General features: G+C 49.0%; 32 protein-coding genes. 26 read left to right on the top strand and 6 right to left on the bottom strand.

The window, feature by feature from the left end:
- Nucleotides 1–21 precede the first annotated feature (21 nt).
- Nucleotides 22–840 carry a transporter substrate-binding domain-containing protein gene (locus tag ELR70_RS23680; protein ID WP_054017630.1) on the top strand — a complete coding sequence of 273 codons (819 nt, stop codon included), beginning with the start codon at nt 22–24 and terminating at the stop codon, nt 838–840.
- On the opposite strand, the gene ELR70_RS23675 is transcribed toward ELR70_RS23680, so the two are convergent.
- Nucleotides 837–3,422, bottom strand: a complete 2,586-nt coding sequence (locus tag ELR70_RS23675) for a serine hydrolase (RefSeq protein ID WP_054017629.1) — start codon at nt 3,420–3,422, stop codon at nt 837–839. The two genes, ELR70_RS23680 and ELR70_RS23675, sit on opposite strands and share 4 nt — an antisense overlap.
- A gap of 194 nt (nt 3,423–3,616) precedes the next feature.
- Here ELR70_RS23675 and ELR70_RS23670 point away from each other — a divergent pair, with 194 nt between their 5' ends.
- Entirely contained in the window at nt 3,617–4,123 is a 507-nt protein-coding gene (locus ELR70_RS23670) for a DUF6653 family protein (RefSeq protein WP_054017628.1), read from the top strand.
- Here ELR70_RS23670 and ELR70_RS23665 read toward each other — a convergent pair.
- Nucleotides 4,108–4,455: a rhodanese-like domain-containing protein gene (locus ELR70_RS23665; protein ID WP_054017627.1), complete on the bottom strand. Its 348-nt coding sequence runs from the start codon at nt 4,453–4,455 to the stop codon at nt 4,108–4,110. The two genes, ELR70_RS23670 and ELR70_RS23665, sit on opposite strands and share 16 nt — an antisense overlap.
- 3 nt (nt 4,456–4,458) lie before the next feature.
- Entirely contained in the window at nt 4,459–4,647 is a 189-nt protein-coding gene (locus tag ELR70_RS23660; protein ID WP_054017626.1) for a DUF2892 domain-containing protein, read from the bottom strand.
- Between the two features lie 116 nt (nt 4,648–4,763).
- On the opposite strand from ELR70_RS23660, the gene ELR70_RS23655 reads away from it, so the two are divergent.
- Genes ELR70_RS23655 through ELR70_RS23645 form a run of 3 tightly spaced genes read left to right on the top strand, consistent with a single transcriptional unit; the run spans nt 4,764 to nt 9,488 of the window.
- A complete protein-coding gene (locus tag ELR70_RS23655) occupies nt 4,764–5,072 on the top strand; it encodes a metalloregulator ArsR/SmtB family transcription factor (protein WP_054017625.1) in 309 nt (102 codons plus the stop codon).
- On the top strand, nt 5,069–8,395 hold the full coding sequence (locus tag ELR70_RS23650; protein ID WP_054017624.1) for an efflux RND transporter permease subunit: 3,327 nt from the start codon (nt 5,069–5,071) through the stop codon (nt 8,393–8,395). Before ELR70_RS23655 ends, ELR70_RS23650 begins: the two co-directional genes overlap by 4 nt.
- Nucleotides 8,388–9,488 (top strand): efflux RND transporter periplasmic adaptor subunit, encoded by a 1,101-nt coding sequence (locus ELR70_RS23645; RefSeq protein WP_054017623.1) that lies wholly within the window; start codon nt 8,388–8,390, stop codon nt 9,486–9,488. The genes ELR70_RS23650 and ELR70_RS23645 overlap by 8 nt, the downstream gene beginning before the upstream one ends.
- On the opposite strand, the gene ELR70_RS23640 is transcribed toward ELR70_RS23645, so the two are convergent.
- Nucleotides 9,451–10,128 carry a nitroreductase family protein gene (locus tag ELR70_RS23640; protein WP_054017622.1) on the bottom strand — a complete coding sequence of 226 codons (678 nt, stop codon included), beginning with the start codon at nt 10,126–10,128 and terminating at the stop codon, nt 9,451–9,453. The two genes, ELR70_RS23645 and ELR70_RS23640, sit on opposite strands and share 38 nt — an antisense overlap.
- A 252-nt stretch (nt 10,129–10,380) precedes the next feature.
- On the opposite strand from ELR70_RS23640, the gene ELR70_RS23635 reads away from it, so the two are divergent.
- The 3 genes from ELR70_RS23635 (at nt 10,381) to ELR70_RS23625 (ending at nt 13,203) form a co-directional block, all read left to right on the top strand.
- The gene (locus ELR70_RS23635) at nt 10,381–11,043 is read left to right on the top strand and encodes a fumarylacetoacetate hydrolase family protein (protein WP_054017621.1); all 663 of its coding nucleotides are present in this window, start codon (nt 10,381–10,383) and stop codon (nt 11,041–11,043) included.
- 88 nt (nt 11,044–11,131) lie between these two features.
- Complete coding sequence (gene purT / locus ELR70_RS23630) at nt 11,132–12,319, top strand: formate-dependent phosphoribosylglycinamide formyltransferase (RefSeq protein WP_054017620.1); 1,188 nt, start codon at nt 11,132–11,134, stop codon at nt 12,317–12,319.
- Nucleotides 12,316–13,203, top strand: a complete 888-nt coding sequence (locus ELR70_RS23625; RefSeq protein ID WP_054017619.1) for an aldo/keto reductase — start codon at nt 12,316–12,318, stop codon at nt 13,201–13,203. The genes purT and ELR70_RS23625 overlap by 4 nt, the downstream gene beginning before the upstream one ends.
- Nucleotides 13,204–13,221: 18 nt before the next feature.
- Here the strand turns inward: ELR70_RS23625 and ELR70_RS23620 are convergent, their stop codons facing one another.
- On the bottom strand, nt 13,222–13,908 hold the full coding sequence (locus ELR70_RS23620; protein ID WP_082353396.1) for a TorF family putative porin: 687 nt from the start codon (nt 13,906–13,908) through the stop codon (nt 13,222–13,224).
- Nucleotides 13,909–14,151: 243 nt separating this feature from the next.
- Nucleotides 14,152–15,318 carry a hypothetical protein gene (locus tag ELR70_RS23615; RefSeq protein ID WP_054017618.1) on the bottom strand — a complete coding sequence of 389 codons (1,167 nt, stop codon included), beginning with the start codon at nt 15,316–15,318 and terminating at the stop codon, nt 14,152–14,154.
- Between the two features lie 211 nt (nt 15,319–15,529).
- Between ELR70_RS23615 and ELR70_RS23610 the strand changes: the two genes are divergently transcribed.
- From ELR70_RS23610 to rpoA, 18 genes are all read left to right on the top strand, one after another.
- Nucleotides 15,530–17,479 carry an AsmA family protein gene (locus tag ELR70_RS23610; RefSeq protein WP_054017617.1) on the top strand — a complete coding sequence of 650 codons (1,950 nt, stop codon included), beginning with the start codon at nt 15,530–15,532 and terminating at the stop codon, nt 17,477–17,479.
- A 177-nt stretch (nt 17,480–17,656) separates the two neighbouring features.
- Nucleotides 17,657–18,490, top strand: a complete 834-nt coding sequence (locus ELR70_RS23605) for a polysaccharide deacetylase family protein (protein WP_054017616.1) — start codon at nt 17,657–17,659, stop codon at nt 18,488–18,490.
- A gap of 309 nt (nt 18,491–18,799) precedes the next feature.
- A complete protein-coding gene (rplN, locus tag ELR70_RS23600) occupies nt 18,800–19,168 on the top strand; it encodes a 50S ribosomal protein L14 (protein ID WP_010378257.1) in 369 nt (122 codons plus the stop codon).
- 10 nt (nt 19,169–19,178) lie between these two features.
- Entirely contained in the window at nt 19,179–19,493 is a 315-nt protein-coding gene (rplX, locus tag ELR70_RS23595; protein ID WP_054017615.1) for a 50S ribosomal protein L24, read from the top strand.
- A gap of 15 nt (nt 19,494–19,508) precedes the next feature.
- Complete coding sequence (rplE, locus tag ELR70_RS23590; RefSeq protein ID WP_010386945.1) at nt 19,509–20,048, top strand: 50S ribosomal protein L5; 540 nt, start codon at nt 19,509–19,511, stop codon at nt 20,046–20,048.
- Between the two features lie 10 nt (nt 20,049–20,058).
- Entirely contained in the window at nt 20,059–20,364 is a 306-nt protein-coding gene (gene rpsN / locus ELR70_RS23585; protein WP_010386944.1) for a 30S ribosomal protein S14, read from the top strand.
- A gap of 20 nt (nt 20,365–20,384) precedes the next feature.
- Nucleotides 20,385–20,777: a 30S ribosomal protein S8 gene (gene rpsH, locus ELR70_RS23580; RefSeq protein ID WP_046006906.1), complete on the top strand. Its 393-nt coding sequence runs from the start codon at nt 20,385–20,387 to the stop codon at nt 20,775–20,777.
- 13 nt (nt 20,778–20,790) lie between these two features.
- Entirely contained in the window at nt 20,791–21,321 is a 531-nt protein-coding gene (gene rplF / locus ELR70_RS23575) for a 50S ribosomal protein L6 (RefSeq protein ID WP_046006905.1), read from the top strand.
- Between the two features lie 9 nt (nt 21,322–21,330).
- Nucleotides 21,331–21,681, top strand: coding sequence for a 50S ribosomal protein L18 (gene rplR, locus ELR70_RS23570; protein ID WP_054017614.1), 351 nt, complete (start codon nt 21,331–21,333; stop codon nt 21,679–21,681).
- 9 nt (nt 21,682–21,690) lie between these two features.
- Nucleotides 21,691–22,197 (top strand): 30S ribosomal protein S5, encoded by a 507-nt coding sequence (gene rpsE / locus ELR70_RS23565; protein ID WP_054017613.1) that lies wholly within the window; start codon nt 21,691–21,693, stop codon nt 22,195–22,197.
- A 6-nt stretch (nt 22,198–22,203) separates the two neighbouring features.
- A complete protein-coding gene (rpmD, locus tag ELR70_RS23560; protein ID WP_010378276.1) occupies nt 22,204–22,383 on the top strand; it encodes a 50S ribosomal protein L30 in 180 nt (59 codons plus the stop codon).
- Nucleotides 22,384–22,387: 4 nt separating this feature from the next.
- The gene (rplO, locus tag ELR70_RS23555; RefSeq protein WP_054017612.1) at nt 22,388–22,822 is read left to right on the top strand and encodes a 50S ribosomal protein L15; all 435 of its coding nucleotides are present in this window, start codon (nt 22,388–22,390) and stop codon (nt 22,820–22,822) included.
- Between the two features lie 11 nt (nt 22,823–22,833).
- Nucleotides 22,834–24,162: a preprotein translocase subunit SecY gene (secY, locus tag ELR70_RS23550; RefSeq protein WP_046006901.1), complete on the top strand. Its 1,329-nt coding sequence runs from the start codon at nt 22,834–22,836 to the stop codon at nt 24,160–24,162.
- Nucleotides 24,163–24,184: 22 nt separating this feature from the next.
- Nucleotides 24,185–24,298 (top strand): 50S ribosomal protein L36, encoded by a 114-nt coding sequence (rpmJ, locus tag ELR70_RS23545; protein ID WP_002959476.1) that lies wholly within the window; start codon nt 24,185–24,187, stop codon nt 24,296–24,298.
- A gap of 129 nt (nt 24,299–24,427) precedes the next feature.
- On the top strand, nt 24,428–24,784 hold the full coding sequence (gene rpsM, locus ELR70_RS23540; RefSeq protein ID WP_010386936.1) for a 30S ribosomal protein S13: 357 nt from the start codon (nt 24,428–24,430) through the stop codon (nt 24,782–24,784).
- A gap of 13 nt (nt 24,785–24,797) precedes the next feature.
- Nucleotides 24,798–25,184: a 30S ribosomal protein S11 gene (gene rpsK / locus ELR70_RS23535; RefSeq protein ID WP_010386935.1), complete on the top strand. Its 387-nt coding sequence runs from the start codon at nt 24,798–24,800 to the stop codon at nt 25,182–25,184.
- Nucleotides 25,185–25,206: 22 nt separating this feature from the next.
- Nucleotides 25,207–25,827: a 30S ribosomal protein S4 gene (rpsD, locus tag ELR70_RS23530; protein WP_046006900.1), complete on the top strand. Its 621-nt coding sequence runs from the start codon at nt 25,207–25,209 to the stop codon at nt 25,825–25,827.
- Between the two features lie 24 nt (nt 25,828–25,851).
- A complete protein-coding gene (gene rpoA / locus ELR70_RS23525; RefSeq protein WP_010386933.1) occupies nt 25,852–26,838 on the top strand; it encodes a DNA-directed RNA polymerase subunit alpha in 987 nt (328 codons plus the stop codon).
- The last annotated feature ends 25 nt before the right edge of the window (nt 26,839–26,863 follow it).

The raw sequence follows: 26,863 nt of genomic DNA, 5'->3' as shown, positions 1-26,863 counted from the left end.
GCCCAAGAGGTAGGTAGTGCAATGAAGTGTTTTTTAGCAATCATGCTGGTATTGAGCTTGTATTCAACAAAACAGGCCTTTGCAGACCATGAACAAATTCTGGTAGCGGTTGATCACGCACCACCTTACAGCGCGTTAGATGAAAAGGGGAATGCGAAGGGTCTGATCCTCGATATCCTCAATTATATCAAACACCACAGTGATGAAGACATTACAGTCAAGGCTGTTCCCTGTCCGTTTTCCCGCTGTATTCGCATGCTGGCACAGGGGGAAGTTGATGTTATGGGCGGTCTGGTCAGAACGCCGGCCCGTGAGATCCAGATGTCGTTTGTGACACCGCCTTATATGGCGTTGTCTTCTTCCTATGTATTTTATGGGCATCAGCACAGCCAGGTACAAGTTGAGCGCTACGAAGATCTGATTGGTAAACGGATTGCGATAATGCGCGGCGCTGCTTTCTTCCCACGTTTTGATAAAGACACACGGCTTGATAAAGTCGAAGTACCGTCTGAACGGATAGCTATTGACTTGGTGCTTAAAGGGCGGGTTGATCTGGTGATCGCCGTTGAAGATACTGCCGATTTGGCAATGAATGTTCTGGCGCAGCCAGCCCATCAGTTGAGAAAGATGGCATATCGTCATACTCAGGTGATTTATGGTCATATGGCAATGAGCCGTGAATTTGCACAAAGCCATGTTGGTCGAGAATTCAGTAATCACATGCGTCAGATGGCGGAAAACAAAATCCTTGATAAGCTGGTCGCACCGTATCAGTTACCTGCTATCCCGCCTCAACTGTTATCTGAGGAGACGGGGCGCATGCAAATTAATACATTCTAAGGTGTGGGGCTGGTGCGCGCGGCGAAGCTGTTGCTAAATTGCAGAACCAGTTGCTCTATATCGTCGTAAGCTTGTGCGCTGGCTTCGTTGCCTGAATCTCCATTGGTGAGTAATACAAAACCACTTTGGTGACGTAAATCACCATAGATCTGAGTAAGCACGCCCGGATCATCGCCACTATGATAGATTTTATCGCCATCGATTCCCCAGAAATACCCTCGCTCAACCGTGATACTTGGGACAGGTGTTTGCGGGCTGAGCATAGCGTTAACCGCGTTGGCAGACAGGCTCTGTTGGCCATTGAATTGACCTTGTTGCATCGCAGCTATCAGAAAGTTCCCCAGGTCATGCGCAGTAGAGATCGCGCTCCCTTCACTGTAGGTGATATTGCCATAAGCAGGTAAAGGGACCAACTGTTGACTTTCCGGGTGGTGAATATAGCGCTGCACCACATCATCGCCAGGAGCTGCAATAGCCCATTCACTGCGTGCCATAGCCAGCGGCGTAAAGACAAAATGCTGGGTTAATTCAGGCAGTGTTTTGCCACTGGCAAGTTCAGTGACATAGCCGGCCAGGGCAGAGCCTATGTTCGTGTAGATAGCGGCTTGATTGTTCGTCAAATCAAAGCGACTGACAAAGTTTTGCGTATGGTAGTTGCTGCCTGATTGTGTCAGATAGGCTGAGAAAAACCTTTCAAGATCAATGTCAACTGGCTCAGCACAAACGGGGTTTTGACTGACTCGATTATATAAGCTGCCTCCGTCCTCACGAATATAATAGTTGCAACGATATACCTCCTCAAAGTCCATGATACCACTGGTGTGGGTGATCAGCTGACGTAAGGTGATGGCCTGAGTTAGAGGGATCGGAAAATCGACAGAGAAATTCAGATAATGCGCAATGGGTATGTCGAGGTCCACTTGCTGCTGTTCAACGGCATGCGCCAGGGTGGCACCCATTAGCGTTTTACTGACAGAACCCAGATAAAAACGGCTGTGTGCATCGACCGCAGTGCCCTGAGTATCCGCCTGACCAAACCCTTTTTGGTAGACCGACTGACCACGATGAATAATATTGACGGCGACCGCCGGAATATTCCCCTGTTGCTGCAATGTGGCTATCTGACGTTCAAACTCATTGACGGATAAGGGGGCTGTAGTGACTTTACCGAGTAAATTCAGTGCATGGTCGTAGCTTTCAAAACGGCCACTTTCCAGCGCATGCATGGAGAAGGCAGGGACGGAAATATCCGGCTGGATCCCCCTTTGTTCATATAATGTGCCCTGAGCATCTCGGTAAACTTCATTGGAAAGTGAGATTTCCCACCCATTGGGTAAAGTGAAAAAGCGCATATCCGACAACGCCCCAGAGGTTTCCTCCCCGAGTAAAGTGACGTGTGGCAGGTGCATCATGGCCATCGCAAAGACTTCCCCGGCGCTGATTGTCAACTGACTGGTGAGCAAATAAACGGGTTGAGTATAGGCTTTGTTGTGTGCATTCAGGGACTGACTGAGTAATACGCCCTGGCCTGCGCGGTTGAGAGCTTGTTTGTTAAATGCCAAACGGTTAGAGGAGTTGAACCGAGAGGCAATAGCCAGGGCAATGGCATCGTCGCCACCTATGTTGTTGCGAATGTCGAGGAGCAGTCCATCGGTATCGGCCAGCTCGGTCATAATACTATCGATTAGCACTGTGGCAGCGTCGAGATGCTCAGCCTCATCAGCATCCGAGTCATTGCTGTATTGTGACAGGTTGTTGATCACCAGTATGCCAACATTGTCCTTGGTTCTGCCCCAGAGCAAGGTTTTTTCCTGCCGCTCTGCAGGAAAACTGCCTATGCTGTCAGCGAGCAGGTATTGCTGGCTGACGCTCAATGAGTCCAGAACCAGCTCAGAGAAGACCTGTTCGTCACTGAGCTGCATGTCATAGCGAAGATAATAGCTGGCGGTACCGCGGGCTGCGCGCAAAATAGGGGCGTCCTTCATCACAAAATACGGATGTCCCGGCGTTCTGGCAACTGAGACATGGCCATCGGCAAGGGGCTTAATCATTTGCGTCAGCACGTCAAACAAGGCGTCATCAGACATCTCGTCCTGAATTTGAGGACGATAATGGGCGTATTGTGCCTGCCAGTCCATATTGCGCAGGGCGAAGAAGGCATAATAATCGTTAAATGCGTGCCAGAAGTACTCAAAAACTTGTACCGGACTGGCATCCGCGCTGACGGATAGCGGTGACTGGCAAGTCTCAGGGAGCGATGTCTGACGATCATAGATATGCGGGTAGACTTCACCTGCATAGGTCAGTTGTAGTTGCTCTTTGCTGCGTAACCGTGCCTGGGCTACCTCAAACTCATCACTGAGTGGCAGTGCATGCTGTGCTACTTTGATGCAAGCATAGGTATTAAACTCATAGTGGCTTAGGCTCTGTGCCGTGATATCGAGCGCTTCGCCGTAGGCGGTTTTTTGCCAGACTCCCGGGTGCTTTTGTACTGTGCCACGGTGATCTTTGGCGTCGCCGCAGCCACTGAGCAGCGCAGCGATAAGCAACCCTGTGGTGAGAAGAGAAAAGCCCTTTAACATGATTGTCTCCTTAACTGAATAACCCAAATGCGTTGTTATGGTGCGCTCAGTGTAAGGTCAGGAGGGAACTTGCGCTGTTAGTGAGTTGCGCCAAAAGGTCAGAAAATGTACTCGGTCGTTGACATTTTTAAACAGAGGGTAACGCCGACTCTGGCTACACTGGCTGGTAAGTAAACTGATCTTATGAGGTTGATATGATGCAACGAACTGCCGCCAAGTATTTCGCTATGAGCGAAGAAGTATGGGCACGCCACACCAACCCCTGGAGTGTCTGGAGTCGCTATTCCTGTTTGCCTTTGATGATTGCCTGTCTGTGGTGGCGTGACTGGCTTGGCGTTGCTTTTTGGCCTGTACTTGTGGTGCTGCTGCTCTGGGTCTGGCTGAACCCCAGATGCTTCAGTAAACCCAGAGATACGCACAACTGGGCATCGCAAGCTGTATTGGGTGAGCAGATCCTTATCTATCAGCTCGAGCGAGTGCCTTTAGTTCATTATCAGGTGATCAAAGTGATTATGGTGCTGCTGACCTTGTGCACACTGGTCTGTGCCGTAGGCTTGTGGTTTCATGAAGCCATCAGCACCTGTGTTGGGGCTTTGGGTGTGATCCTGAGCAAAACCTGGTTTCTTGACCGCATGGTCTGGCTTTATCAAAGTGTCACCCGCTCAGACGCTGATATAGCCGCCCGTCAGGAAAAAACCTGACATACTTCATTGGCTTTGCAAGTGATCACACTGACATTCTGGTACCCAATGCGGGTGAGCTGTTCGGCGGCAAACACAGCCCGGCCGCCAGCAGCACAGTGCAGATACAGCGGCTTGCTGGGATCTTTCTCCAGCGCAGGTAATTGGAATTCCAGCACGCCTCGGGGAATATTCAGCGCACCTGATGCGGCTTTTTCCTGATGTTCCTGAGGTTCTCGCACGTCAATCAGCAGGCCCTGATTGGCCGCCATTTCTGCTTTGGCCTGCTCGGCTGTGATACAGCGCTGGTTGGGCCGAACGGTTTTTAGTATGTCCTGCGGGGATGTCAGCATAGATTAATTCTCCATTCCAAGTTTCTTAAGCAATGTCATCATAGGGCACCAGCCAGTAAAGGCGGATTGGATCAGGTTCAATGCAATAAACACACTAAACCACACCCAGCGTGGGTCCATAAACCAGGTCAGTAAAAACGACAGGATCAGCATACTGCCGGCGATCAGTCTGATAGTGGCCTCGAGTCTCATATTCTTTACCTCCTGCATTCAAGTATATTGTAAGATTTAATATTAGCAAGATCTAATATTAGTAACTTCTAATGTTTTGTTTTATACTTCCACCCAGACTCATTGTGGGAGGAAGTATGGATCTACACGCTATGGCCGACAGCGCTGCACAGGCTGAGGCTTTACTTAAAATGCTCGCCAATCGGAATCGCCTGATGATTTTATGCAGTTTGCAAAGTACAGAGCTCAGTGTGGGTGAGTTAAATGCCCAGGTCCCGCTGGCTCAGTCCGCCTTATCTCAGCATCTGGCTGCAATGAGAAAAGCCGGCGTCGTTGCATCGCGACGGGAAGGGGCGACCGTCTATTATCGGATTGCGGATGACAAAGTTCTTGCGCTTCTGGCACAGCTTTATCAGCTGTTTTGCGCGGATAAGGACCTCCCATGAGCACAGTGACCAGCTTGACGGAGCGTATACTAAATCAGAGTTTGTCTGGCCGTTTGCCAGCCCTGCTATTCTTCTTTGCCATAGTGCTGGGTGCTCTGGCGCTGCAATTTATGCCGCGGGAGGAAGAGCCTCAGATTGTCGTGCCCATGCTCGATATTCACGTGGCGGCACCTAACATTGCGGCACCGGAAGTTGTGCGCCTGGTGACGACGCCGTTGGAGAAGCTGCTATTACAAATCCCAGGAGTAGAGCATGTCTATTCCACCACTAATAGTGGCAATACGGTGGTGACATTACGATTTCATGTCGGAGAAAGCCGAGAGCAGGCTATCCTGAATACCTACACAAAACTCTATGCCAATGAGCATCAGATGGCTGGCGTAGTGAGTGACTGGCAGATCCGGCCGGTTGAGGTGGACGATGTACCGATTGTGATGTTGGGCTTGTACAGTGAAAACCCCGAACAATACGATGATTATGACTTAACCCGTTTTGCTCAGGAAATATCAACGCAGTTGCAGCAGCTCCCTGATACCAGCGAAGTTAAAGTGATTGCAGGGCGGCAACGGACGTTAAACGTATGGCTGGATGCAACCGCTCTGGCGGCGCACCAGAGTACGCCTTTGGATGTATTACAGGCCATTCAGAGCAGCAATCAGCTACAGCAGGTAGGGAAGCGTGTTGCAGGAAATAAGCAGATTGTTCTGGAAGCTGGCGATGTATTACGCACCTCTGATGCCTTACGCGAATTAGTGATCACTGTGGTGAACGGACGCGCTGTTAAACTGAAAGATGTAGCCCGCATTGAGGATGGCCCGGGTGAGCCAGAGCATTATCAGTGGCTTGCGCTCAATGACGAACAGCAGTCATTACCTCTGGTCACCATTAGTGTGGCAAAGCAAAAGGGCAGTAATGCGGTAGCAGTAGCAGAACAGGTTCACCAACTGATGCGCCGTTTACAGACCCAGTTGCTGCCGCCTGAGGTAGCGGTCAAGGTACTACGCGACTACGGACAGACAGCGGATGAGAAGGTGAATGACCTGATGGCTAGTCTGGTCTTTGCGGTGCTGACCGTGGTGATCTTTGTCGGCGTTTTTCTCGGCTGGCGACCCGCAATTGTGGTAGGTCTGGCGATCCCAGTGTGTTATGGGATCACCCTGGCACTGGACTGGTCGTTTGGTTATACCATTAATCGGGTGACGCTGTTTGCGTTGATCCTCTCACTGGGCCTGCTGGTGGATGACCCCATTACAGGCATCGACAACATTAGCCGCCTTTTGCTGCCTGGTAAGTCTCGAAAGCAGCAAATAGTGACGGCAATGACGGAGATCCGGACAGCCTTATTAATGTCGACGCTGACTATCATGATGGCATTTCTGCCACTGGCCTATATTACCGGCATGATGGGGCCGTATATGGCACCGATGGCGTTTAACGTGCCAGTGAGTGTCATGATATCAACGGTTGTGGCGTTTTTTATCACACCCTGGCTTGCCAGTCGCTTGCTGACGACTAAGTCATCGGCTGTGCCGAGCCAGGACAATCATTGGTATGCGGCCTTACTTACACCACTGTTACGTTCGCCGCGCAGAGCTAAAGGGATGTTATGGGCAGTACTGGCGTTATTTGTCCTGAGTGCCAGCCTGCCGGTGTTTCGGGCTGTCCCCCTTAAACTATTACCTTATGACAATAAAAACGAAGTGCAGGTGCTGATCGACTTACCAGAGGGCAGTAGTCTGGAAGCCACTGCGCGCCTGACACGTGCGGTGCAGCAACGAGTTTGGCAGATCAATGAAGTCAGTGCTGTTGCTGCCTATGTGGGCCAGCCTTCGAGTATGGATTTCAATGGTATGGTACGCGGATATTATCGTCGCCATAGTGACAATCTGGCAGAGCTGAGGGTGTTATTGCTGGACAAAAGCGAGCGAGTGCATCAGTCCCATGCTGTGGTACTGAGGCTGCGTGGCGCATTGGCAGAGTTTAATCGTGATGGCACGGTGGTGAAAGTGGTTGAGGTGCCGCCGGGTCCGCCTGTGATGAGCACCCTGACAGCAGAAGTGTATGCTGAACCTTTTGTCTCAGCAGATACGCACCGTGAAGCGGCGCTGCAATTGATGACACGTTTGCGCCAGGAAGCACATGTTGTGGAAGTTGATACATCTTTATCGGCACCCGCCACGCTGCAACGCTTTGTCGCTGATAAGCAAAAAGCTGCAATGTCCGGTGTGAGTAGCGTTGAAATTAATCAAACGCTGACACTGATCAGCCAGGGCATGCAGGCTGGACTATTGTATCAGCCGCGTGAGGCGCAACCTGTACCTATCAACTTGCAGCTGGCCTATGCGGACCGTCAACGCTGGTCCGCCTTACTCGCGACCCAAATTCGAGGCTCCGGTGATGTGACCCAGGAGCAACAGGGCTTTGGCCTGAGTCGTGCGGCTCGGCCCATGGTGGCTTTGTCAGAGGTAGGGGAAGTTCATACTCTGGCGGTTGAACCCGCGATTTACCGAAAAGACCTGGCACCGGTGATTTATGTTTTTGCTGAGTTGAACGGCCGTACACCTGCGGAGGTGATTGCCGATGTGGTGGCCGATGAGCAGCAAGTTAGTATGCCCATAAAGAGTGACACGCAGGCAATTCCCTGGCAGCAAAGAACATTTCTCAGTAGTGGCGGCGCACAGCCATGGCAGCTGCCAGAGGGGACAAGTTATCGCTTCAGTGGGGAGGGAGAATGGCGGATCACCGTGCGAGTTTTCCGTGATATGGGGATTGCCTTTGCTTTTGCGCTCGCGGCTATCTTTGTGATCCTCCGTTGGCAGACCGCTTCTAATGCAGTGGCACTGATCATTATGTCAGCTATCCCATTGACCATGATAGGGATTATGCCGGGCTTCTGGGCACTGAATCAGTTTGGAGAACGTACTATCGCAGGAGCACCAGATCCTGTGCTGTTCACAGCTACCGCTATGATTGGCATGATAGCACTGGCCGGCATTGTGGTTAGAAACTCTCTGATCCTGGTGGAATTTATCACTCAGGCAAGACAAGCCGGCATGCCACTTCAGGCGGCGCTGATCCGCGCAGGTAGTGTGCGCATGCGACCGGTATTGCTGACCGCGGGAACGACCTTATTGGGGAACCTGGTGATTATTCTGGATCCGGTATTCAGTGGTCTGGCACTGGCAATTATGTTTGGCATCGTCGCATCGACCTTATTCTCTTTATTGGTTGTGCCTGTCGTTTATTATTTGGTGTTCAGAACATCGGATGATGCAGCGGCCCCGACCTCGATTTCTGACAGTTTGGAGACTACTCATGTTTAAGATTCGCCTGTTGCGCCCGATTGCGGCCATACTGCTATTGTTACTCGCAGTAGCCTGGATGGCCGGACTGTTTAATCGCGCGACACCACCGGGAGAAAAGCGGCTGACACCTGCGCCTCAGTTAACTACCCATGTCGTTGAGCAGCGGCTGGTTCACGATGTTGAGGAAATCCCGGGCAGTGTGATCGCAAAACACAATACGGTTGTTGCAAGCCGCGTACTGGCGCAGCTCAAAAGTTTGACAGTGCGCTCCGGAGACACAATCCAGGCGGGACAATTGATTGCAACTCTTGATGATGCAGATCTGCGTGCGCAGCTACGAGCGGTCAAGGCGCAGCAGCAGGCCAACTTGGCACAATTGACGCAAGCACGAAAACAGCTGGCGCGTGCGCAGGCTTTGCAGCTCAAAGGTTTGGTTGCGCATAATCAGGTCGATGAGTGGCAAACTCAGGTCAATGAGCTGACAGCCAGAGAGTCGGTTCTGCAGCAGCAGTATAGAGGTGCAGAAGTGGCATTGAGTTATACCCAGGTCAAAGCGCCTATTTCGGGTACGCTGGTGGCACGTTTGCAAGAACCTGGTGCCATGCTCAATCCTGGGTCACCGTTAGTCTCAATCTATAACCCGGCACAACTGCAGGTTGAAGTGTCGGTCAGGGAGCGCTTGCTCACGGAGCTGACAGTGGGCGCTCGTCACCAAATCAGTATTCCGGCTGCAGAGGCAACCCAGTACGCCACCATCAGTGAGCTGGTGCCTGTAGCTGATAGTGGGGCGAGAAGTTTTACGGTTAAGCTGGATATGCAGTGGATGCAGGGAGTGATCCCAGGAATGTATGCAATGCTGAAGCTTCCAGTCGCCCCTCGCCCAGCTGTGCTGATCCCCAAATCTTTAGTCCAACAGTATGGGCAGCTTAGCAAAGTGGAGGTGTTGCATAACGGGCAGGTTCAGAGCCGGTTTATTCGTCTGGGCAATGAATATGGCGATGAGGTTGAAGTGGTCAGTGGTTTGCTCGCCGGTGAGCACCTGGTAATGGGGTCACCGACGGCATTACCTGTGGCTACAGAAAAGTCGCAATCTCCTCAAGCGGCTTTTTAACCAGGGCATGCTCCGGAACAGTGGCATCTTCAGCAGGATAACCAGCAATTAACAGCATATATGGACGCTCATTTTCCTTATCCCGTTGGCAGATTTCGGTCAGAAAGCTCATGGGTTTAGGGGTGTGGGTCAGTGTCGCCAGGCCTGCATGGTGTAAGGCCTGAATAAGAAAACCGGTGGCAATGCCAACGGATTCGTGCACATAGTAGTTAGTATTTTTATCTTCCGTGTGGATACCGCCTTTTTTCTGGCTGAAGATAGCGATCAACCAGGGAGCATGTTCCAGATAAGGTTTGTCTGCATCGGTACCCAGCGGTTTTAACGCATCGAGCCACTCTTCACCTGCACGACCTTCATAAAATGCCTGCTCCTGTTGTTCTGCAGCGGCTCGGATCTGCTGCTTTACGTCCTGGCTGTGGATAGCAACAAAATGCCATGGCTGGTGGTTAGCACCACTGGGCGCAGAGCCTGCGGTTTTTATGCAGGCTTCAATAATTGCTTTGGGTACTGGACGGTCGCTAAAGCTGCGGATGGTATGACGACGTTTGGCTTCATCCAGAAATGCAGTGGCGCGGTTGAGCATCTCTTCCTGTGGATATTCAATAAAGTCGTTGAGGGGCACGTTCGCATGTTGTTTCATGATTTACCTTTATCTTTTTTGTTTATAATTTGTTATATCGTGACTGCGTTTTCCTTGCAACAGACCGACATTCAGTGTGCAGGCACAATGTAAAGCTAGCGATGGTCTGACGGCAATTTTACTTTACCTTTGCAGGCTAGAGTAAAAATGTGCAGGTTATTCCTATTGGTTATATTGAACATTAGCGACAAGCACTCTGCTACTGCACTGGGATCCGCTAAAATAGCCGCTCAATTCTGAATGGAGGTCACTATGTATAAGCATGTATGGGAATCGGGTGAGTCGATTGCATTACCAGTTGGTAAAGCGGTGTGTGTGGGTCGTAACTATGTTGCACACGCCAAAGAACTCAATAACCCGATACCGGATAGCCCATTACTTTTTATCAAACCCGCGACGGCGTTCTGCCACTTTCAATCACCACTGAGGCTTAATAGCACACTGGGTGAGCATCACTACGAAGCTGAGTTGGTACTTCTGGTAGGTAGTCGGATAGACCACAATACAAGTGCACCATTAGAGCACATCAGTGGTATCGCCACGGGGCTGGATCTGACGTTAAGGGATTTACAGTCTGAGTTGAAGCAACAGGGACATCCCTGGGAATGTGCGAAAGCGTATGATAACAGCTGTAGCCTTACACCATTCAGGCCGGTTGATGGATTGAGTGAGAGCAGCGTGTTGCATTATGCATTTTGGCAAAATGGCCAGTTAAAGCAGCGCGGAGACAGCAGCCTGATGATTTTTAACCTGCATACCCTGTTAAAGGCATGTGCCCGATATTTTACCTTGTTACCAGGTGACATCGTTATGACTGGCACACCCAAAGGGGTAGGAGCTTTACAATCCAAAGATGAGCTGACTTTGAGCCTGCTCGACGGTCCTGCTTATACTGCGATTGTGGATATTAGCTAAGCGGTTCGTTTATCTGGTTTGCAATGCTGCCAGTGCAAAGTGTGCTACTGTTTGTACCAATCTGTTGAACGTTATTAAGGATCAAGTCATGAAAGTAAAACCTCTTGGGACACCATTTAGTGCGACGTCATGCAAAGTCTTATTGTGTGGTGGTGGCGAGCTGGGTAAAGAAGTGGTGATTGAGTTTAAACGACTTGGCGCTGAGGTGGTGGTACTGGATCGTTATGACCATGCGCCAGCGATGCAAGTTGCTGATCGCAGCTACACTCTGTCGATGCTCGATGGTGACAAGCTGGCAGCTGTCATTGAGCAAGAGCAGCCGGACTATATTGTCCCCGAGATTGAAGCCATTGCAACCGACACCTTAGTGGCGCTGGAGCAACAGGGCTTTACCGTTGTGCCCTCAGCGAAAGCCACGCAGTTGACCATGAACCGTGAGGGGATCCGCCGGCTGGCCGCGGAAGAACTGGGTTTGGCAACGTCGCCCTACCGGTTTGTTGATACACAACAGGAGTTTATCAGTGCGGTCGCTGAGATAGGCATGCCTTGTGTGATCAAACCTATTATGAGTTCGTCTGGTAAAGGCCAAAGCGTGGTGCGCAGTGAGGCTGATCTTGAGGCTGCATGGGAGTATGCGCAGCAGGGGGGACGTGCAGGTCAGGGCAGAGTGATAGTTGAAGGCTTTGTCGACTTCGATTATGAAATTACCCTGTTGACCATCCGCCATATCAATGGCACCAGCTTTTGTGAGCCCATTGGACATGTGCAACAGGATGGTGACTATCAGCAAAGCTGGCAACCACAAGCGATGTCGGAGTTAGCTTTGGCGCGTGCCAAAGTAATGGCTGAACAGGTTACTGAGGCGCTGGGTGGACGAGGCCTGTTCGGGGTTGAACTCTTTATCAAAGATGACGAGGTGTATTTCAGTGAAGTCTCTCCACGTCCTCATGACACCGGCATGGTGACCCTGATCTCTCAGGATTTGAGTGAATTTGCCCTGCATGTTCGGGCCATTTTGGGCTTGCCTGTTCCCAATATTCAGTGTCACGGCCCGTCGGCATCCAGTGTTATACTGGTCGACGGTACGTCACAGCAACTGAGTTTTACTCAGGTCGCCGAGGCCCTTAGTGAAGCGAATACCGACTTACGGTTGTTTGGTAAACCGGAAGTGGCGGGTCGGCGCCGAATGGGGGTTGCACTGGCGCGTGATCAAAGCTGTGAACTGGCCACAGAAAAAGCGAAAAGAGTGAGTTCAACCATAGGCACAATTTTATGACAAACAAGGTAATGGGCGATTTGGTCGCCGGATTCTGGCGTCTACTGGACTGGCAGTACAGCCCGGCCCAGACTCTGGATTTTGTGAAGCAGCTTACAGAGTTGGGGGTGCGAGATACCGATCATGCCGATATTTACGGCCAGTACGAATGTGAGGCGGCCTTTGGTCGTGCTCTGGCGTTGCAGCCATCGGTTCGCGAGCAGATCAGCATTATCACTAAATGTGGCATTCGCCCGGCTCTGGCGAGTAAGGGGCTTGCGGGTAAAGCCAACCACTACGACTCCAGTAAAGCGCATATCATTGCCTCAGCGCAGCAGTCTTTACAGCACTTTGGCACAGATCGGATCGATACACTGCTGATCCACCGTCCTGATTACCTGATGAATGCTGACGAAGTTGCTGAGGCGTTTAACACACTCAAGCAAAATGGTGATGTACTGCACTTTGGGGTGTCTAACTTCACTCCTTCTCAGCTGAATCTGCTGCAGTCTCGTCTTGATTTTAAGCTCGTGACTAACCAGGTCGAGTTTTCGCCCTATGAGATGAAGGCGCTGGATGACGGCACCTTAGATCAGTGTCAGCAGTTGGGTATTCCTCCTATGCTTTGGTCGCCATTGGCCGGGGGACGCCTATTTGCATCACAAGATGACAAGGCGGTGCGTTTGCGGGCTTGTCTCAGTGAAGTGGCTGAAGAAGTGGGTGTCAGTGGCATCGATGCGGTGATTTATGCCTGGTTGTTAATGCACCCAAGTAAGCCGTCCGTGGTATTGGGCACAGGTAACATTGAGCGGGTACGTACGGCCGTGGCGGCACGTACGCTGACTTTATCCCGTGAGCAATGGTATCGTATCTGGCAGGCATCGACTGGTCATAGTGTGCCTTAGGCCAGTGAGGAGCTGGACTCAGAGCGTAAAATCCAGTGCATAACTTACATAAGCCTTGATGTCATCATCGGCATCAAGGTCCGTTTTCACTAACCCCAGCGTGAGCCCTCCGGTGCTTAAACTGACGCCATAATCCATATAGCTATCATCCTCACCCGTCCATTCCATGACGGTATCACCACTGGAGCGTCCAATATGCAGGCCCAGTTCAGATTCTGTGAATACCGAAAATGCTGCGTTCAGTTCCAGATATAACATGTCTTCTTCTGCGGTGGAATCATCCTGGGCGGTAGTCAGGTGGCTCAGTTTGAAGGTGATAAATTCCCAGCCCAGAGAGGCGTAGAGTTCACCAAAGTCGATATTTCCTGCTGCGTCCGGATAGGCATAGTGAATATAGCCCACGTCATAGCTCACTTGATTGAACTCGCCACTGAATCCCGCATAGAGATCTAACTCGTAGCTGGTGCTGGCGGCATCACCAAAATCCACGTTGGATGCCCAGGTGCCCAGGTAAAAGCCTGTGCCGCTGTCATAATCCAGCCCACCTGAAATGGCGGCACCATCATCCGATTGGGTAATGCCGCGCCAGAAATAGTTGGAGCTGGCAGCCACGTTGGCGCTGACAGAGCCGGCACTATCCGCGGATGCATGCGCATGGGTAAGTAGCAGTGAAATTGCACAGAAAAGTGAGTATTTATTATTCATGTAGAGTCCTCAGGAGCACAAGTAGTTGTCGTGCGGGAGGTTGCAATGGCTAAGCCAGTATTGAATAAATTATGCTTTATTGGTTTTATATTTTTGATTTTTATAAATATAGTTTTAGCTTGGAGTGGGTTTTTGTAGACCTGAGCGGGGCTGAGTATGCACGCAGCTGGTGCAGATATGTTCTATGTTGCACAATAATCAGGCAGCAGGAACGCTGCCCGAATATCTGAGCGAATGGTGCAATTATCCGAAAATGGCACGCATCAGTGAAATGGTTTCATCGACACTACGGCCTTTTTCTACTTCAGCAATAATGGAGTCGCGTTTGGCTCGGATATGTTCCGGAATGCTGTCGTCACTTAATGCGCGATCAACCAGGGTTTCTGCTGACTCTTTGGAGCGACGAGCAGTTTTGGTTCCACCACTGCTTGTTGTCCGTTTGGGCTTGTTCAGTAGTTTGTAATAGTTTGAGCTCTGCGGCGTATCTTTGTCTACATAATAGAACAGGCATGGCAGTAAAGCCTTGATGGCAAGCAGACGGGCTTCAGAGTCGTCTGCAGCAGTACCTGTTGTAAACCAGGGCATTTTATTGATGGTAACAACCACGTCCTGCCAGTAGCGTTCGAAATCTCGGTTGGTCAGTTTCGCAACCCCCAATGCTTGACACAGGGCGTCGAGCTTACTGTTGACCAGTGGTGTGAACACATCCGGGCGACGCATAGCCAACAGGCGAGTCGCGGGTGCCAGAGTCGGTTTTTCATCGCTGTGACTAAATGCCATCAGGTAAGCCACTACAAACTCCTGATAATGCTGCGCTGTTACTTCGCCTTCCAGTGGGATATGGGCTAGTGCAGTATCAAACTCACCGGGTAAGTCGGCGAGTAACTGATGGAACCCTTTGGCACTTTTTGTTGAGGCAAACCACTCGACATCAAACTGATACACACTGGTATCCAGGCTGGCGGCATGCTTACCACTGAACGCCAGGCGATCTTCGCTGATCATGTCTTGTAATGGAGTCGCACGCAGTGGGGCCAGGTAGTCAATCAGCTTAAGTTGCTCGTCCAATGCCAACTCTGTCTCACGTTGACGAATGAATTCACAGATCACAGGCCAGGGCGCAATACGTAAGGTTTTTAGCTGCAAAAAGCTGATGGCACTGATCAGCATATCCTGAAGCTTCTTCACGATAGGCAATTGATGGTCGTCAAGCAGATCAAAATTAATACGGTTCTTTGCCACATCCAACAGCTCATAGCACCATCCCAGAAAGTCTTCCGGATGATTTTCGACCTTTACGGCCATCAGGTTGAGACTGATTTCGGTCGCCTGTTTCAGGATGTTCTGGTAAATCTGACTTTCTTGTTCGCCCAAAGCCATGTTCGACGGTGAAATGAGCAGCTTCTTCATGTCGCAGCGGTTCTCCAACTAGAGGGTTAAATACAGACTATTCAGTTTAGCGAAAGGTCGGTAAAACTGACAAGGGCGTGGATCATACCGTGATCTCCCGCAAGTGCAATGCGAGATAGTCCAGATTGAAAAATCTTCCCGGGTTAAGGTGAATTTATCGACCAAATCGCTATCATAGAATGAGTCATTGAATATTTTTAAAGGAAGAGATATGAAACGCGTGCTCAAACTGATAGGCGCTTTGGTGTTATTGCTGTTGGTTGCCTTAGTTGTCGCTCCGATGCTAATCCCGACTTCCACGATAATTGCGCAGTTAGAGCAGCAGGTCGAAGCGAATACCGGCCGTAAGCTGGCAATTGCAGGTGACAGCGAGCTCAGTGTTTTTCCGCGGCTGAACATTACTCTAAATGATGTGCGTTTTGACAATATGCCTGGTGGCAGTCAGCCCCACATGCTGACGATGGAGCAGCTGGCCGTGCACATTCCTTGGGTTTCGCTGCTTTCAGGAGAGTTTAAGTTGGAGCAGTTCGTGATCCGCAATCCGAAAATTCTACTGGAGAAAAATGCCGCAGGCCAGGCCAACTGGGTACTGGCTCTGGGTAAGGGCACTACTTCGGCTCAGCCAGCAGAACCAACACCGACATCATCAGGTCCAGTGGCATTACCAACAGGGTTTGATGTCGCTCTTGGTGAAGTCGCTATTTATGGTGGCGAGCTGATTTACGCCGATGAAACATCAGGTGCGCGTCATACGCTTTCCGAATTGGCACTCACTATAACTTTACCCTCTCTTTATAAGGCGCTGGAATTGGATGGGAAAGTCACCTTTCAGGGAGAAACATTTGCTCTTAACATGACGGTTGATACGCCAGCTAAGGCTATAGAAAGCAAAGACTTTAGTTTTGCACAGGCGCTGGAATCGCGCCTGGTAAATATGACCTTTGATGGTCTGATTGCGCAGCAGGGCCAAGTTTTTAGCGGTGCATTGAAGCTGTCTGGTGATTCAGTAAAAGACATTGCGCAATGGCAAAAGGTTGACTTAAAAGCCAAACCAGAGGCTTTTAATCAGTTCGAAGTGGCAGGAGAAATGCGTTTTGCCAATGATGTATTCTCATTACAGTCATTAAAAGCCAAACTGGACAAGCTCGATATTCAGGGGCGTAGTGAGATTAAGCTCGGCGAACGTCTGGGTGTGACGGCCGATGTTGACCTGGGTATGCTGGATCTCAATCCTTATTTGCCAGAGCCGGTTGAGGCACCCAAGCAGCCAGACAGCGCACCGGGTGAGCCTCAACCTATTGTCTGGGACGACAGCGAAATGGATTTGTCGGCACTGAATATGCTGGACGCCAAGGTGGTGATCCGCTCCAGTGGCTTGCGTGCAAGAGAAATTAAGCTAGGTACTAACCAGTTTTCTGTTGCACTGAATAAGGGAAAAGCAAAACTGTCTATGGATAAGTTTGCAGCTTATGAAGGCAGTGGTAAAGGGGTGGTTCATGTCAACGCTGCGACTAAGCCGTATCAAATCACTACCAACTTTGCCCTTAATAATATCAATGCCGAACCGCTTCTGACTGATGCAATTGGTTTTGACAAGGTGCTGGGTAAAGGGAGCCTGAATTGGGACCTGGAAACCCGGGGGATGAGCCAGAAACAGTTTGTCTCGGCGCTGGCCGGGGAGCTGGCGTTTGAGTTTAAAGACGGGGGCATTAAAGGCGCCAACCTGGCCGAAATGGTACGTAAAGGCAAAGAGATGCTTAAAGGGAACTTTTCTTCTGTCTCTGAGGGCATCAATGCTGACTTTGATCCAAACCAGAAAACGGACTTCTCAGCACTGACTGGCAGCTTTCAGTTTCTTAACGGCGTGGGCCGCAACCGTGACCTGAATTTGGCAAGCCCTTTGATCCGCATTACCGGTGAAGGGGAAGTTGACTTACCAAAAACCTTTGTGAACTATCGGGTTGTTACCGGCATTGTTGATACCATTGAAGGTCAGCAGAGCCAGGACGACAGCACCGGCTTTAAAGTGCCAGTCAGAATTAAGGGCCCATTCCATAAGGTGGAAACTAAGCTGGACCTGAGTGGCGCGGCTAAAGACAAAGCCAAAGACGCGGTAAAAGACAAGCTTAAAGACAAGTTGAAAGGCTTTTTTGGCGGCTAATAAATAGCAAGAGTTCTCATACCGGGCTTAGGTGCCCGGTATGTTATACAACAAATTCATCACGTTAATCCCTCCATAAGCTTTCTTCAGAAAACCTTAAGTCTTTTAATCTAATCAGGTTTGTCAGAATACAATTCTGACTGAAATATAAACTATATCTTTCTTGTGGAGGGATGTATGACAAGTATGATACGACCATTGATTCTCTTAAGCTGCATGCTTTGTCTGACCGTGGTTCAGGCCGCCACTCAGGCGGTCACAGACCAGCAACAGGCTGATATATTTAGCTACCCAAATGGAGCGCGGTATGCTGTGAGTCTGACATTTGATGACGCCAGAGCAAGTCAACTAGATGTGGGAGTACCGATTCTAGACAAGTATGGCGTGAAGGCCACCTTTTATGTGATGCCCGGTCCGATGCAAGAGCGCCTTAACGGTTGGCGTAAAGTTGTGGCTACGGGCCATGAACTCGGCAATCATACTCGCTCTCATTTGTGTACAGGCAACTTTGCCTGGCTGAGAGCACAGGATAAAGGGCTGGAGCAGGTGGACCTTGCCTGGCTGGAACAGGACATTCTTAAAACCAACCAGTTTTTGAAAGCCCAGCTCAGTGTAGAGCCAAAAAGTTTTGCCTATCCCTGTGGCAATACCTTTGTTGGTCGCGGCGCTCAGGTGAAAAGCTATGTGCCTCTGATTGCCAAACACTTTAGCTCCGGGCGCACCTGGCTCGATGAAACGGCTAACGATCCGATCTACACTGATTTTGCACAACTGACAGGAATACGCATGGATGGTATGCGCTTTGAGGAGTTGAAAACGATGATAGAAACACTGCGCGAAGACAACAAATGGATCATCCTGGCAGGCCACGAAGTAGGTGAAAACGGACTTTATAGTGTGGATAGCAAGGTGCTGTCACAATTAATTCATTACCTTCAAGCACCAGAAAATGGTTATTGGGTCGACACAGTTGATAAAGTGGGGACTTACATAAAAATGCACCGTAATTAACCTCGTTTGAGTGTTTTTTGTGCGCTGATAGTGGGTTATAGTCGATGCTCTTTCATTCCATCTGCATAATTAGTTTGACTGCATGACTTGTGAACGGATGGTTTGTCCCCATATCCCTGTTTTACAGCAAGTTCGGCACAGCGGTATAGTCAAATTAATTAAAAATTGAACTATCTTTGGCGCTGCTTTGCTGTTACAATTGCCCGCCCTTGAAACACGACACGTTCGTAATTCGAGTGGAAATTAATCTAAATGCTTAGGTTTTAAACAAAATCTAAGCGAGTTGTAATTACACCGGAGCTCATCAAGATGATCCAAATGCAAACTCAGCTGGACGTTGCTGATAACAGCGGCGCTCGCAAAGTGCAGTGTATTAAAGTCTTAGGTGGTTCGCACCGTCGCTACGCAGCGGTTGGCGACATCATTAAAGTTTCTGTTAAAGAAGCGATTCCTCGCGGTAAAGTGAAGAAAGGTGATGTTAAAAACGCAGTAGTTGTGCGCACCAAAAAAGGCGTTCGTCGTCCAGACGGTTCTTTGATCCGTTTCGACAGTAATGCTGCTGTTATCCTTAACGATAACCTACAGCCGATCGGAACTCGTATCTTCGGCCCTGTGACTCGTGAACTACGTACTGAGAAGTTCATGAAGATCGTTTCACTAGCACCAGAAGTACTATAAGGAGTCGATCATGGCAGCAAAAATCCGTCGTGATGACGAAGTAATCGTACTAGCCGGTAAAGACAAAGGTAAGCGCGGTAAAGTGCTTTCAGTTGTAACTGATACTGGTCGAGTATTTGTCGAAGGCATCAATATCATCAAAAAGCACCAGAAGCCTGTACCACAACTACAGCAAGCTGGCGGCATTGTTGAGAAAGAAGCGTCTATCGACGTATCTAATGTCGCGATCTTCAATGCCGAAACTGGCAAAGCTGATCGTGTAGGTTTTAGATTTGAAGACGGTAAAAAAGTCCGTTTCTTCAAGTCTACTGGTAAAACTATCTAATAGTTGGAGTAGACGATGGCGAAACTGCATGAAGTGTACAAAGACAAAGTAGTAAAAGAACTTTTTGAAAAGTTCGGTTACAGCTCTGTCATGCAAGTCCCTCAGATCGAAAAGATCACACTAAACATGGGTGTGGGCGAAGCCCTAGCTGACAAGAAAATTCTAGAGAATGCAGTAGCTGACCTAGAAGCTATCTCTGGTCAGAAGCCTCTGGTTACTAAAGCACGCAAATCTGTTGCTGGCTTTAAGATCCGTGAAGGTTACCCAATTGGCTGTAAAGTAACCCTACGCGGCGAGCGTATGTGGGATTTCCTAGAGCGTCTAGTCTCTATCGCGATGCCACGTATTCGTGACTTCCGCGGCGTTAGCGCAAAGTCTTTTGACGGTCGCGGTAACTATTCTATGGGCGTACGTGAGCAAATCATCTTCCCAGAAATCGATTATGATAAAGTCGACCGTGTTCGCGGTATGGACATCACAATCACTACTTCTGCGAAAACAGATGATGAAGGCCGTGCGTTGTTAGAAGCGTTCAACTTCCCATTCAAAAAGTAAGGGTAGGGTTATGGCAAAGAATTCAATGAAAGCACGTGACGTAAAACGTGCTAAATTAGTTGCTCAGTATGCTGAAAAGCGTGCTGCGTTAAAAGCTATCATCAGCGATGTTAACGCATCTGATGATGAGCGTTGGGATGCAGTGTTAAAGCTACAGTCTTTACCACGCGATTCTAGCCCTTCACGTCAACGTAATCGTTGTAACATCACGGGCCGCCCACATGGTTACCTTCGCAAGTTCGGCATGAGCCGTATTAAAGTACGCGAAGCTGCTATGCGCGGTGAAATTCCTGGCCTTAAAAAGGCTAGTTGGTAATAGAATCACGGGAGTAAGACATGAGCTTGCAAGATCCAATTGCGGATTTGTTTACACGCATCCGTAACGGTCAGACTGCGAAGAAGGTATCTGTAACTATGCCAACTTCAAAGCTGAAAGTAGCTATTGCTAAGGTACTAAAAGACGAAGGTTACATCGGTGACTTCGCAGTATCTGGTGACGTTAAAGCAGAATTGACTATCGAACTTAAGTACTTCGAAGGCAAAGCTGTTATCGAAAACATCCAGCGTGTTAGCCGCCCTGGTCTACGTATCTATAAGAAACGTGACGAATTACCTAAGGTAATGGGTGGTCTAGGTATCGCTATCGTATCAACTTCTAAAGGCCTGATGACAGACCGCGCTGCGCGTAACGCTGGTGTTGGTGGTGAAATCATTGGCTTTGTAGCTTAATCGGAGGGGAACTATGTCTCGTATAGCGAAGGCTCCTATTACTGTTCCTGCCGGTGTTGAAGTTACAGTTAACGGCCAGGACATCAAAGTTAAAGGCAAAAACGGTGAATTAACGCGCACTATCAATGCTGCGGTTGAAGTTTCACTTAACGACAACGTTATCACTACAGCTCCACGTGAAGTTGCTAATGCTTGGGCTCAAGCAGGTACTGCACGTGCGTTGATCAACAACATGATCATCGGTGCTAACGAAGGTTTTGAGAAGAAACTACAACTAGTAGGTGTTGGTTACCGTGCGGCAGTTAAGGGTAAAGTATTAGACTTAACTCTTGGCTTCTCTCACCCTGTGAACTTCGAGATCCCTGAGGGAATCACTATCGAAGCTCCAAGCCAAACTGAAATTGTTGTTAAGGGCGCAGACAAGCAGCTGGTTGGTCAAACTGCTGCTAACATTCGTTCATACCGTGAACCAGAGCCTTATAAAGGTAAAGGTGTACGTTATGCTGACGAATACGTGCGTCGTAAAGAGGCTAAGAAGAAGTAAGGTAAGACGATGGATAAGAAAACAGCTCGTCTACGTCGTGCTAAGCGCACTCGTAGAAATATTATCGAACAGGGCACAACTCGCCTTGTTATCCACCGCACGCCACGTCACATTTACGCTCAAGTAATTAACGTTGAGGGTAATGTACTGGCTGCTGCTTCTACTGTTGAAAAAGCAATTGCTGAAACAGTTAAAGGCACAGGCAACATCGAAGCGGCTCAAGCAGTTGGTAAAGCAATCGCTGAGCGCGTAGCTGACAAAGGCGTTGAAAAAATCGCTTTTGATCGCAGTGGCTTTAAATATCACGGCCGTGTGAAGGCGCTTGCTGATGCAGCGCGTGAAGCCGGTCTGCAATTCTAGGAGTAGACAATGGCTAACGTAGAAGCAAAAGCACAACAGCCTGAATTGGCTGAAAAGCTAATCGCGGTAAACCGTGTGTCTAAAGTAGTTAAAGGTGGTCGTATCTTTAGCTTCACAGCACTGACTGTAGTTGGTGACGGCGCAGGTAAAGTAGGTTTCGGTTACGGTAAAGCACGTGAAGTTCCAGCTGCTATTCAAAAAGCAATGGAAAAAGCACGCCGTAACATGATCTCAGTAGACCTTAACGGTCATACTTTGCAGCACCCTATCAAGGGTCGCCATGCTGGTTCTAAAGTATACATGCAGCCTGCATCAGAAGGTACAGGTATCATCGCCGGTGGTGCGATGCGTGCAGTACTAGAAGTTGCTGGTGTACAGAACGTACTTTCAAAAGCATACGGTTCTACTAACCCGATCAACATCGTTCGTGCAACAGTTGCTGCTCTAGAGAACATGAATTCTCCAGAAAGCATTGCTGCTAAACGTGGTCTTAGCGTTGACGAAATTTTGGGGTAAGACACCATGGCAAACACAGTAAAAGTAACTCAAGTACGTAGCTCAATCGGTCGTTTACCGAAGCATAAAGCTACATTACGTGGCCTTGGTTTACGTCGTATCAACCACACTGTTGAGCTAGAAGATACGCCAGCAGTTCGCGGTATGATCAACCAAGTTTCTTACATGGTTAAGGTAGAGGGTTAATTCGATGCATTTGAATACACTTTCACCTGCTGCTGGTGCAAAGACAGCTGGTAAGCGTGTTGGCCGTGGTATCGGTTCTGGTCTTGGTAAGACTGGTGGTCGTGGTCACAAAGGTCAAAAATCACGCTCAGGCGGTAAAGTACGCGTTGGTTTCGAAGGCGGTCAAATGCCTATGCAACGTCGTCTGCCTAAGTTCGGTTTCACTTCTCGCAAATCTCTAGTATCTGCTGAAGTTAACCTATACGAAATCGCTAAAGTTGAAGGCGATGTGGTAGACGTAAACGCGTTACAAGCAGCTGGTATCGTTAAAAAGAACATCCAGTTCGTAAAAGTTGTTAAATCTGGCGAAGTTTCACGCGCAGTTACCGTTAAAGGCATTAAAGTGTCTAAAGGTGCTCGCGAAGCTATCGAAGCTGCCGGAGGCAAGGTAGAAGACTAAGGAAGTACACTATGGCTAAACCAGGTCAAGATATGCAAAGCGCACAGAGTGGGCTAGCGGAACTGAAGCGCCGACTACTGTTTGTATTGGGTGCTATCATTATTTACCGTTTAGGTTCGTTCGTGCCGATCCCTGGGATTGATGCCGCCGTACTTGCCGAATTCTTCGAGCAACAAAAGGGCACCATTGTTGAAATGTTCAACATGTTCAGCGGTGGTGCGCTTGAGCGTGCCTCGGTACTCGCGCTGGGTATTATGCCCTATATCTCAGCTTCAATTATTATGCAGCTATTAACGCACATACATCCTGCGATGATAGAGCTTAAGAAAGAAGGTGAGCAAGGTCGTAAGAAGATCAGTCAGTACACGCGTTATGGTACGCTTGTGCTTGCTACATTCCAGTCTATCGGTATTGCCACTAACCTCCCCAACATGATGGATGGGTTAGTAGTAAATCCTGGTTTCGGTTTCTACTTCACCGCTGTGGTGAGTTTAGTAACCGGTACTATGTTCCTGATGTGGCTGGGCGAACAAATCACAGAGCGCGGTATTGGTAACGGTATCTCTGTTCTGATTTTTGTTGGTATTGTAGCTAACCTGCCGTCTGCAATCGGTTCGACAGCAGAAATGGCGCGTCAAGGTGATCTGAACGTATTAGCTTTGGTTGTGATTGCGGTAATCGTATTCGCTGTAACTTATTTGGTAGTGTTCTTTGAGCGTGGTCAACGTCGCATCGTTGTTAACTACGCAAAACGTCAGCAAGGCCGTCAGGTTTTCGCAGCGCAGAGCACGCATTTACCATTGAAAGTAAATATGGCGGGTGTTATTCCACCAATCTTTGCTAGCAGCATCATTTTGTTCCCTGGTACAATTGCAAGCTGGTTCGGTCAAGGTGAAGGTCCGGTTGCTGACTTCTTACAAGCCGTCTCTGCAGTGTTGACTCCTGGTCAGCCTCTGTATGCGATGGTACTTGCAGCAGCGATTATCTTCTTCTGCTTCTTCTACACTGCGTTGGTATTTAACCCGCGTGAGACAGCAGACAACCTGAAGAAATCTGGCGCATTTATTCCAGGCATTCGCCCAGGTGAGCAGACATCTAAATACATTGATAAAGTAATGACACGCCTGACTTTGGCCGGTGCGTTGTATATTACCTTTATCTGTCTGGTGCCCGAGTTTATGACCATGGCGTGGCAAACGCCGTTCTACTTCGGCGGTACATCAATCTTGATTATCGTTGTGGTTATCATGGACTTTATGGCACAAGTACAGACCCATCTGATGTCTCATCAGTATGATTCTGTGCTGAAAAAAGCGAACCTTAAAGGCTACGGCCGCTAAGGTCTGTTTACGGAGTTGAGTAATGAAAGTACGTGCTTCCGTTAAGAAAATCTGCCGTAACTGTAAAGTTATCAAACGTGCCGGTGTGGTACGCGTGATCTGCAGTGAGCCTAAGCACAAGCAAAGGCAAGGCTAAGAAATCTAGTCGTGCAGGCTAAGTAGTTTACTTAGCCTGTTTCATTGGTAAAACCTGAATGTCGGTTGGGTATCCTATACGGGCTTTCCAGCAAGATGATAATCAGGTTTATTTATAGGAGATATGTTAGTGGCCCGTATCGCAGGCATTAACGTTCCTGATCATAAGCATGCTGTTATCGGTTTAACAAGCATCTATGGTGTAGGTAAAACTCGCGCTAAGGCTATCTTAGCTGCGACTGGTATCGCTGAAACTACTAAAATCGGCGATTTAAACGACGAAACTCTTGACATCCTTCGTGAAGAAGTTGGCAAGTACACTGTTGAAGGTGATCTTCGTCGTGAAGTTACACTAAACATCAAGCGTCTTATGGACCTTGGTTGTTTCCGTGGCTTACGTCACCGTCGTTCGCTTCCACTACGTGGTCAGCGTACTAAGACTAACGCGCGTACTCGTAAGGGTCCTCGCAAGCCTATCAAGAAATAAGGTGGGGTAAGTTATGGCAAAAGCACCAATTCGTCGTAAAAAGGTCAAAAAGCAGGTTGTTGACGGCATGGCTCACGTTCATGCATCTTTCAACAACACTATTGTGACCATCACTGACCGTCAAGGCAATGCTCTTTCTTGGGCGACTGCAGGTGGTTCAGGTTTCCGTGGTTCTCGTAAGTCTACTCCATTCGCTGCACAGGTTGCTGCGGAGCGTGCAGGTACTGCTGCTCAAGAGTACGGTCTTAAGAACCTAGAAGTATTCATCAAAGGTCCAGGTCCAGGCCGTGAGTCTGCTGTTCGTGCATTGAATGCTGCTGGTTTCCGTATCACAAACATCACTGACGTGACGCCAATCCCACATAATGGTTGTCGTCCACCGAAGAAACGTCGCGTATAATTAATAGGTTAGGAGAAAGAACATGGCAAGATATTTGGGCCCTAAGCTCAAGCTGAGTCGTCGTGAAGGTACTGACCTGTTCCTTAAAAGCGGCGTAAGAGCTATTGACTCTAAGTGTAAACTAGAAACAGCACCTGGTCAGCACGGCGCACGTAAAGGTCGTCTATCTGATTACGGTCTACAGCTACGTGAAAAGCAAAAAGTTCGTCGTATCTACGGTGTACTTGAAAAGCAATTCCGTAACTACTACAAAGAAGCTGCTCGCCTTAAAGGCAACACAGGTGAAAACCTGCTTCAGCTTCTAGAGCAACGTCTGGACAATGTTGTATATCGCATGGGTTTTGCAAGCACACGTGCTGAAGCGCGTCAGCTAGTAAGCCACAAAGCGATTATGGTTAATGGTCGTGTTGTTAATATCCCTTCTTTCGTAGTTACTCCAGAAGACGTGGTAGTAATTCGCGAGAAGTCTAAAAAGCAAGCGCGTATCATCGCTGCTCTAGAGTTGGCTGAGCAACGCGAAAAGCCAACTTGGATTGAAGTTGACGGTTCAAAAATGGAAGGTACTTTCAAGCGCCTACCAGAGCGTTCTGATCTGTCTGCGGACATTAACGAACAACTAATCGTCGAACTTTACTCGAAGTAAAGTTAAGAGTTAAGAGAGGATAAAATGCAGGGTTCTGTAACCGAATTCCTAAAACCAAGATTAGTCGATATCGACGCTGTAAGCTCAACGCGTTCTAAAGTAGTTTTAGAGCCTCTAGAGCGTGGTTTCGGCCACACACTAGGCAATGCTCTACGTCGTATACTTCTTTCATCTATGCCTGGTTGTGCTGTGACAGAAGTTGAAATTGACGGTGTGTTGCACGAGTACAGCGCGAAAGAAGGCGTACAAGAAGACATCATTGAAATTCTGTTGAACCTGAAAGGTCTGGCAGTATCTCTAGAAGGTAAAGATGAAGTTTTCCTTACCCTGACTAAGTCTGGTGTAGGCCCTGTGACTGCGGCTGATATCCAGCACGACGGAGACGTGACTATTGCCAACCCTGAGCATGTGATCTGTCACCTTACGGCTGACAATAGTGAGATCAGCATGCGCATTCGCGTTGAGCGTGGTCGCGGTTATGTACCGGCGTCTAGTCGTTTATCCTCTGATGACGATGAGCGTCCAATCGGCCGTTTGCTGCTTGATGCATCATTCAGCCCGGTTGAGCGTATTGCGTACTCGGTTGAGTCAGCTCGTGTAGAGCAACGCACAGACTTAGACAAACTAATCATCGATATGGAAACGAACGGCACTTTGGATCCTGAAGAAGCGATCCGTCGTGCATCTACTATTCTTGCTGAGCAACTGGAAGCATTCGTAGACTTACGTGATGTTTCTGAGCCGGAAGAAAAAGAAGAGAAGCCAGAGTTCGATCCTATTCTGCTTCGTCCAGTCGATGACTTAGAGCTAACTGTACGTTCTGCGAACTGTCTGAAAGCCGAGCAAATTCAATATATCGGTGACTTAGTACAGCGTACTGAAGTTGAGCTTCTGAAAACACCAAACCTTGGTAAGAAGTCTCTGACTGAAATTAAAGACGTGCTAGCTTCACGTGGTCTTTCTCTGGGCATGCGCCTGGAAAACTGGCCACCTGCAAGTCTGGCTGAGTAATCTAAGTTACTATATTAGTTTAGTT

The sequence above is a fragment of the Pseudoalteromonas sp. R3 genome, assembly GCF_004014715.1.
Lineage (GTDB): Bacteria > Pseudomonadota > Gammaproteobacteria > Enterobacterales > Alteromonadaceae > Pseudoalteromonas.
The sequence above is the reverse complement of the archived record's forward strand: the minus strand, read 5'-3'. Positions and strand labels throughout refer to the sequence as shown.